Below are 8,994 nucleotides of genomic sequence, written 5' to 3' on the forward strand. Positions count from 1 at the left end.
ATGCCCAGCACTATCTCAGACATTAAAGTAAAAACGATCGCAGGCGCAGACAAGCAGCTAGGAGATTACGCTGGCAAGGTACTCTTGATAGTTAACGTAGCTTCCCAATGCGGCTATACACCTCAATACAAAGGACTCGAAGAATTGAACCAGAAGTACGGCCCTGCTGGACTCTGCGTTTTAGGATTTCCCTGCAACGACTTCGGAGCTCAAGAACCCGGAAGTAACTCAGAAATCGTCAATTTCTGTACTACAAAATACGGCGTCAGCTTTGAATTATTTGACAAAGTACGCGCGATCGGCAGTCAACAGCACCCGCTGTACGCTAAGCTTACGAGTGCAGTCGAGCCCAAGGGTGAGGTTTCGTGGAATTTTGAGAAATTCTTAGTTAGCAAACAGGGGGAAGTGGTTGCCAGATTCCGCAGCAGCGTGGGCCCAGATTCGCCCGAACTGATCGCTGCGATTGATAAAGAATTGGCAAAATAAGAAGTTCGGCAACGGATTTAATGGATTTAACGGATGGATGGTTAGGGAAGAGAGAAGAAGTTAATATTTTTGGTAACTTGAGAGCTTCTTTTTTTCTTCTCTTCCCCATTGTTTGCCAGCACTCAGCAATTAACAAATACCGATGATGGGATTTAATTGGAGAACGGTTTAATTTAATGGAAAATACATCGGGATTAGATTTAGCTGTAGGTTTACTAGCGTTCGCGATTCTTGGAGGCGGGCTAGCAATGCTATTTGTAGGCATGGCATCGTTCCCTAAAGAAAAATAATATCAATTCCGGTGACACCGGAATGATAGCAACGGAGTGTCCTGACGGTGGGTAATATTAATTCCGGCTGCGCTGGAATGATATAGAGGACACGGCAGTGCCGTTTCCCTACCGCGATTAATTGTAGGGACACGGCACTGCCGTATCCTGATTTCGGGTAATATTAATTCCGATGCAACCGGAATTGATATAACATTAATTCCGATGCTACCATTCGATCTAACAATAATTGATATTATGTCCTCACTACGACCCTAATAAAATTGCTTCGTAAAACTTTGGATTAATCTAACAGCATTCACTTTTAACATTCGCAATTTACAATCATGCAAACTACCCAAAACAGCGTCAAAATTGTCCTCGCGCCGGGGAACTTGCGCCGCGTTCACCATATCGCTTTAAACGTGCGCGACATGAAAGCTTCCCGCCACTTCTACGGTACAATTCTCGGCTTGCACGAACTAACAGGTGCAGAAATCCCCGCAACTTTAACAGAAATGGTAGCCGCTGGTAAAGTCGCTAATTTCGTCACTCCAGACGGCACTGTGATTGACCTATTTTGGCAGCCCGACTTGGAACCGCCAAACCCAGACCCGGAGAAGGCTTTTACTCGCGCCAACCACTTAGCCTTCGATATCGAGCCGGATTTGTTCGATCGCGCTCTCGAAGTGCTAAAGTCAAATCAAATTGCGATCGACAGCGGCCCCGTCACTCGCGCTACAGGACGCGGCATTTACTTTTACGATCCCGACGGATTTATCATCGAAATCCGCTGCGATGCAGTTTAAACAGTCGCTATCGGGCTTTCGGTGCGCCCGCGCACCCTACATTTAGAATTGTTTTACTTTCCCTCTTGGCTAAGAGGTTGCTTCGGCCAAGTAAACCCAAAAGTTGCTCCCTCACCTTCGGCAGATTCCAGCGAAATACTGCCGCCTTGAGCTTCGACAATTTTCTTCACCAACGACAAACCAATTCCAGTATTTTCAACTTTATCGCGAGCTTCCAATGTCTGAAAAATCACAAAAACTTTATCATGATATTGAGGAGCAATCCCCGGCCCGTCATCCGCCACAGAAAATTCGTAAAAATCATCTAACTCTTTAACCGATATTTTTACGTGACCGGATTCACCTCGGTTGTGCTTGATTGCGTTGCTAATTAAATTAGCAAAAACCTGCTGCAACGACAATCTTTCGGTCACAAAAGTTGGCATTCCCGGTTCAACTTTCACCTCAAATCCAGACGGCGGCGCCAACGAATCAATAATTTCTGCTAATAACTTCTCAACTTTTACCGTTTCTGAACCAACTTGAATGCGTCCGACGCGGGAATATTGCAGCAGTCCCTCAATCAAAGCTTCCATGCGGTGAACTCTGCCGCGCAGCAGGTTCATTTGGTGCAGAGTATCCTCTGTCATCAAGTCGCTGAGGTCTTCTTCTATCCAACTGCTGAGATTTGCGATCGCCCTCAGCGGCGCTTTCAAATCGTGAGAAACTACATAAGCAAACTGGTCTAATTCTAGATTCCGCTTTCTCAAAATACTCGTCGTTTGAGCCAGCGTCTGCGCCGTCCAACTCAATTCTTGAGCGCGCAACTGCAGCGATTCCTCAGCTTTTTTGCGCTCCCTAATATCTTCTACCACACCCATCAGAAATTGACTGCCATTTTGTTCTCGCAGCAGCGAAACCGTTAAGTTGGCCCACACCAACTCTCCGTCTTTGCGGAGGTAGCGCTTTTCTAGAGAGAAGTTTTCAATTTCTCCTGCTAACAATTGGCGCAAAAGTTCCTGTTCGCTTGCCAAATCTCCGGGCCAAGTAATCTCCTGAAATCTTTTCTCCACCAATTCTTGGCGGCTGTAGCCCAAAATTTCGCAAAGTTTTTGATTGACTAACAGAAATTTGCCTTCCACAGTCTTTTGGGCCATGCCGACTGCGGCTTGTTCAAAAGTATCGCGAAACCGCTGTGCGCTTTGGGCTAAAGCAATTTCTGAGCGCTTGCGATCGCTAATATCGTTGCTGATTTCCAAAATAGCCAGGGGTTTATCTTGCTCGTCATGCTGCAAAGTCCACCGGCTAGCCACCGTTATTTTTGTGCCGTCTGCCTTGGTGCGTACCAGTTCCCCTTGCCAAGATCCCTGCTCGAAAAACACTTTTTGAATTGCCTCAAAAGGTTGTTTCCATTCTGTTTGCAAAAGCTCGTGAATATTTTTTCCTATTGCTTCCGACTTCCGCCAGCCGTAGAGCCACTTCGCCCCCAAATTCCAATAAGAAATCGCCCCGTTCAAGTCTAGTACCGCGATCGTATCGTTCGCCAAATCCAGCATTTGCGCTTGCTTGCGCAGAGTTTCCTCAGCTTGTTTCCGTCCTCTGGCATCGCGGCAAATCGCAATAAACAAGCGTTGATTTACCAGACGCATTTCGCTCAGGGCCAACTCCATCGGAAACTTGGTTCCGTCGCTGCGAACTCCAACTGTTTCTTGCTGGTAAGTCTTCAGCTTAGCATCGGGATTTAACACAAAATATTCGATCGAATAATCCCCCGCGCTGCTGTACGGCTGCGGTTGAGCTATCAGCCGCCGCAGGTTGGAGCCAATTATGCGATCGGCCTTTTCACCAAAAATTTTTTCTGCGGCCGCATTAAAAGACTCAATATTTCCCCCTTCGTCCAAAGTAATAATCCCGTCAGCCGCATTATCTACGACAGCTTGAATGCGACTTTTACTTTCTTCCAAGCCAGCTTCCCGCTTCCTCAATTCTTTCTCTAAACTATCAAATAAATACCAAGAAGCCCCTGCACCCAAACAGCCGACAAGCAAACCCGCAACTTGCACAAAATTAGTGAAATCTATCAAATCCCGTCTTTGCCGATCTAGAGCTTTCTGGTAGGCTTCACCCGCATCAGCAAACGCATTAATTTTTTCGCGCAGTCGATCCATCTTCAATTTACCTTGAGCAAACACCTGAATTGTTTCCGGCGACTGCACGCTTGTTGCCGAACTTTCGAGCTTATTCAAAGTGTTTTGCAAAAAATTTATTTGCTGTTCGGTACTTTTTTTAATTTCTTCAAGTCGCTGAACTTGCAGTTGATTTTCTCGAACCATAACCTCGAGTTTAGCCAGCAGCGGAGGCAAACTATTCTTGGCTTTTGAGTAGGGTGATATAAATTCGCGGCGCTTCGTCAACCCGTAACCCCGAATGCCCGTTTCCGCATCCACCACGAGGGTTAACAAGCGGTTAGTTTCCTGAAGTATTGCTCTATTAGTATCCGATCGCTCTCTTGTCTCTAGGGTAATCTTCCTGAGCCCTGCAATTGCTATCAGCGAAGCAAACAGACAAATCACGGGGATAGCAACGATGACTGTTCCCCGCTGGCGAATTGGTCGGTCTGTCCATAGAAATTGGACGAGGCGATCGAGCAAATACTTCACGGATGTTGAAGGAGAAAGTTTGCAGGCAGTATATCAATTTTTGGGAATTTATGCTAGGGATAAGTTCGTTTTTTTTTGCGATCGCCGGGGACTAACCGTGGAAACTAGATTAGGCTCCTGCGATCGCTACCTGCTAACAGCGACAGCAGATTTTTTAGCAAGCTTTTTAAGGGGAGGCAAGGAGAAGGAAAGGCGTTTTTTCGGCAGCGAGACAGCAGGCGAAGCAGAAAGACTCGTTTCTACTTTACCTTCATTTTCGCCTTCGGCTTTTGCTTTCAAACTAGAGTCTGTTTCGCAAGCGCTCTGAACTGTTGGAACTACTGTCCACCTGCCTGTAGCGGGATCGCGATAACAAGTGAAAGGATTTATTTTTAGCGGTTGACTGCAAGGTTTAACCATGTAGATGCACTCCTTTAATTCTGAGAACTTGCCCGCTGATGAAGGCGGCATTGCTATCTCGGCAGTAGAGGCAGCAGTTTGAAAGCAGAAAGGATTCGGCAAAAGGCATCCATTATGTTTCTGCGTCCTTATGCCTGGGATAATTCCTGATTTCCTGTTAACTTTTGCCTTTTACTCGTTAGCGACCATAGCATTACTTTTACCAAATTGCCTTTCTACAAGCAACCCCCCACCCCCCCCTCAATCAGGTTGAGGTGCGACTTGTGAATGCAGCGAGGCGCCAGATACTGCCTGCGGGACAATTTTGGGATAATACAGGTATTCTAGGCTGGGAAAAAATGCTACTGTGTGATCGGCAACAGAGGTCGATCGCGATCGGTGTCACAATTATAAAGGTAATTGGTAATTGGGAATTGGTAATTGGGAATTGGTAATTGGTAATCGATGATTCTTCTATCTTCCACCCATCCGTTACATCCGTTACATCCCGTACATTGCTCGTTGCCGAACTTCCTTCTAACTAATATCAACTTTGGCCTTTAATTGAACAGTAAAAGTAGAGCCAACACCCAACTGACTCTCAAGAGTGATATCGCCGCCCATCATCTGACAAAACAAGCGGCTAATCGCCAATCCCAAACCGGTGCCGCCGTATTTGCGAGTAGTCGAAGCATCTCCTTGCATAAAAGGTTGAAACAAACCCTCCTGCTGTTCTGCCGACATTCCAATCCCCGTATCAGATACCTGCAAATAAACCCAATCGCTGCCACCTGCTGGTTGGCGAGTCGCGCCCAGCAGCACCGTTCCACCTTCGGTAAACTTCAGGGCATTCGAGAGCAAATTGAACAGAATTTGCCGGACTTTAGTCAAATCTGCATACATCACTCCCAAATTCACAGAGCAAGAAACTTGTAATTGATTGTGATTTTTTTCGACCAAAGGGTGCAAAGTTGCAACGACTTCTTCTATTAAATTTGCGAGGTCGAATTTTTCTAAGTAAAGCTCCATCCGACCGGCTTCTATCTTAGAAAGGTCGAGAATATCGTTAATTAAAGTCAGCAAGTGTTGGCCGGCGTTATGAATTTTTTGGGTATCGGGGATGATGTATTTGAGTCCCGATTCCAATGCTTCTTCTTCTAGCATTTCGCTGTAACCGATAATTGCGTTGAGCGGCGTCCGCAGCTCGTGGCTCATATTGGCTAAAAAAGTGCTTTTAGCTCGGGAAGCTGCTTCAGCTTTGTGTAAGGCTTCTTGCAAAGCTATTTCGGCTCTTTTGCGCTCGGCAATTTCGATGCGGAGCAGTTTATTGGCGGCGGTGAGTTGAGCGGTGCGCTGATCGACGGTCATTTCTAGCTGCGCTTTGGCTTTGGAGAGTGCTTCCTGAGCCCGCTGGCGTTCAAATCCTTCGATCGCCAGCGCTACCAAATTTGCCAAAGAATCGGCGAAGGTGCGCTCCTCCAGAGCCCACTGGCGGGGCGCGCCGATATGTTCGAGAGAGAGGATGCCCACGATCTGACCGCCGAGCCTAATTGCTACATTTAAGATGGATGAATTTGGCTTGCTGGCATTGGGCAGCACAGCGGAATGTTCCGCTACCGATGATAAGTCGGACAAATTTGTTGTTAGAGAGTTTTGAGCCTTTGGCGCCGGTTCTAAAGCATTGTCCGATCGCAAGTTTTCGCCCGGTGCGTCGCCTTCGACATCAATTGAAAATTTTAAATCGCTTGCCGATATGGACTCGCGGCTCAAATGATTTTCGCCCGTGCGATCGTACAAGTCGAGACAAACTAATTTGAAGTTGGGGATTTTAAACTTAGAACGATCGACCCGACGATCGTGTTGCTCTCGGGCCGCCGCCTCTGTATCGATTGCCTCTGTTTGGTTGTGGGCGAGCGCTCTCTCGGTAAAATTTAGCTGGGGATCGATCGGGTAGCGAGTTCCAAATCTGAAATGGTTGTAAAGCCAGACGCTGACTTTTTCCACATCCAAAGTGCGGGCGGCAGCCTCGGTAATTTCGCGAATTCCCACATTCAGCGCACCGCTATTGATAGTCCTCTGCCGGCCTAGCTGCAACAAAGCCAGACTCTGGCGGCGGAGCCGCTTTTCGCTCTCTTGGAGGGTTTGTTCTGCTTCCTTGCGCTGGGTGAGGTCGTACAAGGCGCACAATGCTGTCTCTTGGCCGTTAAACAGCAGGGACTGAACGGAGATCATCGCCCAGAAGGGAGTACCGTCTGACTTTTTGCAGTGGAGTTCGTAGTTTTTGACATAACCGTCTTTGGCGAGGGCGTCCAATACCTTTGGGCGATCGCTTGGATTGAAGTAAAAGTCTGGGGTGCTGCTGCCGATCAATTCTTCTAGGGGTATGTTCAGGAGAGAAGCCAATTGAGCGTTTGCATAAAGAATTAAGCCGTCACAGAGGCGAGAAACCAATACCGGAACGGGAGTTGCCGAGGCGATCGCCCGAAACTGCTCTTCACTTGAACGCACTGCCAACTCAGCTTGGCCGAGCAAGAGAGCTTCCATCGTATCCCAATGTTCGGTGGTAGTCTCCAGCAAAATTTCTAGGTCAGCCTTTTCGCGCTTCAAGTTTTCAAGTTCCGCACTCAGCCGCTGAACGTGCAAAAGTAGCTGTTCTCTCGACGGTTCTTCCTGCATAGCAATTGACAATTGGTAATTTTTAGTCGGTTCTGAAGTTTTTTACTGTTTGCGGCTAACTTAACTATGACTTATTCGCATTAACTTCAGCCGCCCTCATCCCGCTTCCCTGACGCGGGCTTGGGACTCACTTTTACCTTTTTCGATTTACTATTCCAATTCTAAGTGCAGGGAAGGCATCAACCGCTGCAAGTTTTTCAGCGATTTTCCCTGCCAGGGGATCTCTTTAGAGCCTTTCACGGCGATTTGAATATTCTTTCTCTGGCGCACTTTGATCACAAATTTTGAGACAATATTAATTCCCGAACTATTTAATAATTCTAGCTTTCGCAAGTCTAGAGTAATCGTGTTTGGTGAGGAGTCAACCACTTCGTTGAGCAGATCGACGATCGGCGCGTATTCTTCCATCTGGCTGAGCCGGAACGAGCCGCAGCAGGTGACTGTTTGGGTAGCGCGATCGTACTCGATGGTGTAATCTTTGGTCTTAATCTCCATACTTTTGTCAGTTGCCGGTTGTGAGCGGTAAAGGGGCTTTGGCTGCGGGATCGAGGATTGAGCGTCAGGCTGGCACGAGCTAAATTCGGCTGTTTGCCTGTGTTTGTGCAACTTGCACTACATATACAGCCAACTGTATCATTGCCCCAGGGAAGTTATGAGTTATTTGGGGATTTATCTGTTGCAAGTTGTGGGGGTTTAAAACAGTAGCCTAAAAATCAAGACAAGTCTTGATTTTTCAGATTTTGACGAAAGCAAGCAATAATCGTTATAAACTGGAGAAACGCTTGAGTAGTGCGGGAAGAATAAAGCTGACTGGGCGTGAAAACCACATAAAACCACAGAAACACACACTCTTGCTCAAATTAATCATCAAAAAACCAAATATTTCAAGTCCTCTGTTAATTTTAGCAGTCTCTAACTGGGAATATCGGGCCAACCTGAGCAATCAGGAAGCTTAGAGAATCGGAGCTAGGCTAAACATAAACCGCTAAGTTTGACTTGCAGATTTCTTTTTGTTTTTAGAAGCGGTGGAAGAGACCAGCTTTTGCTGAAGTTCCTCCTTTATCAATTCGTTTTTTTTCTCAACTTGCTATTGACAAAATCCCCAAGATGTGAGATATATCTCATATCTTGCACCGCAGTGAGTTGGAGAATATTTAATGGCAATTTCAGAAATTACAGAAAAGCTTTTGGCTGCTAAAAAAGCTCAGGGAATTAGTTTTGCAGATTTAGAAAAACTTTTGGGTCGCGACGAAGTTTGGATTGCTGCGGTTATTTACCGCCAAGCTACCGCATCTGAAGATGAAGCCGAGAAAATTGGATTGGCTTTGGGATTGGATAGCGAGACGGTTGCGGTTCTCTGTGAACCTCCGTTAAAAGGTTCTTTAGATCCTTCCGTTCCAGTTGACCCTCTGATTTATCGGTTCTATGAAATTATGCAGGTTTACGGGATGCCGCTCAAAGCAGTGATACACGAAAAATTTGGTGACGGGATTATGAGCGCGGTAGACTTTACTTTGGATGTCGAGAAAGAAGCAGACCCAAAAGGCGATCGAGTGAAATTAATTATGTCTGGGAAATTTTTAGCCTACAAAAAATGGTAAGCCAGTGCCGATTTACTTTCAAGTGAAAATTAAAAAGAAAAAATTTGGTCGAATGACTAAGGGAGCGTGTCACTTTTGCGATGAGTATAAATACTCAGAAATACTAGGGCAGAGGTTTTGAGCTATTGTTGGGCAA

The 8,994-nt window shown here is 46.4% G+C and carries 8 protein-coding genes; 4 read left to right on the forward strand and 4 right to left on the reverse strand.

Annotated elements, in window-relative coordinates; translation table 11 throughout:
• Complete coding sequence (locus QUA02_RS22090; protein ID WP_333030676.1) at window positions 1–486, forward strand: glutathione peroxidase; 486 nt, start codon at window positions 1–3, stop codon at window positions 484–486.
• Between the two features lie 616 nt (window positions 487–1,102).
• Complete coding sequence (locus QUA02_RS22095) at window positions 1,103–1,564, forward strand: VOC family protein (RefSeq protein WP_333030677.1); 462 nt, start codon at window positions 1,103–1,105, stop codon at window positions 1,562–1,564.
• A 53-nt stretch (window positions 1,565–1,617) separates the two neighbouring features.
• Here the strand turns inward: QUA02_RS22095 and QUA02_RS22100 are convergent, their stop codons facing one another.
• Together QUA02_RS22100 and QUA02_RS22105 are read right to left on the reverse strand one after the other, a co-directional pair.
• Window positions 1,618–4,203 carry a PAS domain S-box protein gene (locus QUA02_RS22100; protein ID WP_333030678.1) on the reverse strand — a complete coding sequence of 862 codons (2,586 nt, stop codon included), beginning with the start codon at window positions 4,201–4,203 and terminating at the stop codon, window positions 1,618–1,620.
• Window positions 4,204–4,329: 126 nt separating this feature from the next.
• Window positions 4,330–4,653 (reverse strand): hypothetical protein, encoded by a 324-nt coding sequence (locus QUA02_RS22105; protein ID WP_333030679.1) that lies wholly within the window; start codon window positions 4,651–4,653, stop codon window positions 4,330–4,332.
• 212 nt (window positions 4,654–4,865) lie between these two features.
• On the opposite strand from QUA02_RS22105, the gene QUA02_RS22110 reads away from it, so the two are divergent.
• Complete coding sequence (locus QUA02_RS22110) at window positions 4,866–5,036, forward strand: hypothetical protein (RefSeq protein ID WP_333030680.1); 171 nt, start codon at window positions 4,866–4,868, stop codon at window positions 5,034–5,036.
• An 82-nt stretch (window positions 5,037–5,118) separates the two neighbouring features.
• Here the strand turns inward: QUA02_RS22110 and QUA02_RS22115 are convergent, their stop codons facing one another.
• Both QUA02_RS22115 and QUA02_RS22120 read right to left on the reverse strand, forming a co-directional pair.
• Window positions 5,119–7,257 (reverse strand): PAS domain-containing sensor histidine kinase, encoded by a 2,139-nt coding sequence (locus tag QUA02_RS22115; RefSeq protein ID WP_333030682.1) that lies wholly within the window; start codon window positions 7,255–7,257, stop codon window positions 5,119–5,121.
• A 150-nt stretch (window positions 7,258–7,407) separates the two neighbouring features.
• On the reverse strand, window positions 7,408–7,752 hold the full coding sequence (locus tag QUA02_RS22120) for a slr1659 superfamily regulator (RefSeq protein ID WP_332985001.1): 345 nt from the start codon (window positions 7,750–7,752) through the stop codon (window positions 7,408–7,410).
• 662 nt (window positions 7,753–8,414) lie between these two features.
• Between QUA02_RS22120 and cynS the strand changes: the two genes are divergently transcribed.
• The gene (gene cynS, locus QUA02_RS22125; protein WP_333030684.1) at window positions 8,415–8,858 is read left to right on the forward strand and encodes a cyanase; all 444 of its coding nucleotides are present in this window, start codon (window positions 8,415–8,417) and stop codon (window positions 8,856–8,858) included.
• The last annotated feature ends 136 nt before the right edge of the window (window positions 8,859–8,994 follow it).

Source organism: Microcoleus pseudofavosus SVA1_A4, from assembly GCF_036700565.1.
GTDB lineage: Bacteria > Cyanobacteriota > Cyanobacteriia > Cyanobacteriales > Microcoleaceae > Microcoleus.

Coding starts and splice junctions, on each gene's coding strand:
- QUA02_RS22090 (WP_333030676.1), top strand. CDS start 1: ATGCCCAGCACTATCTCAGACATTAAAGTAAAAACGATCGCAGGCGCA.
- QUA02_RS22095 (WP_333030677.1), top strand. CDS start 1,103: ATGCAAACTACCCAAAACAGCGTCAAAATTGTCCTCGCGCCGGGGAAC.
- QUA02_RS22105 (WP_333030679.1), bottom strand. CDS start 4,653: ATGCCGCCTTCATCAGCGGGCAAGTTCTCAGAATTAAAGGAGTGCATC.
- QUA02_RS22115 (WP_333030682.1), bottom strand. CDS start 7,257: ATGCAGGAAGAACCGTCGAGAGAACAGCTACTTTTGCACGTTCAGCGG.
- QUA02_RS22120 (WP_332985001.1), bottom strand. CDS start 7,752: ATGGAGATTAAGACCAAAGATTACACCATCGAGTACGATCGCGCTACC.
- cynS (WP_333030684.1), top strand. CDS start 8,415: ATGGCAATTTCAGAAATTACAGAAAAGCTTTTGGCTGCTAAAAAAGCT.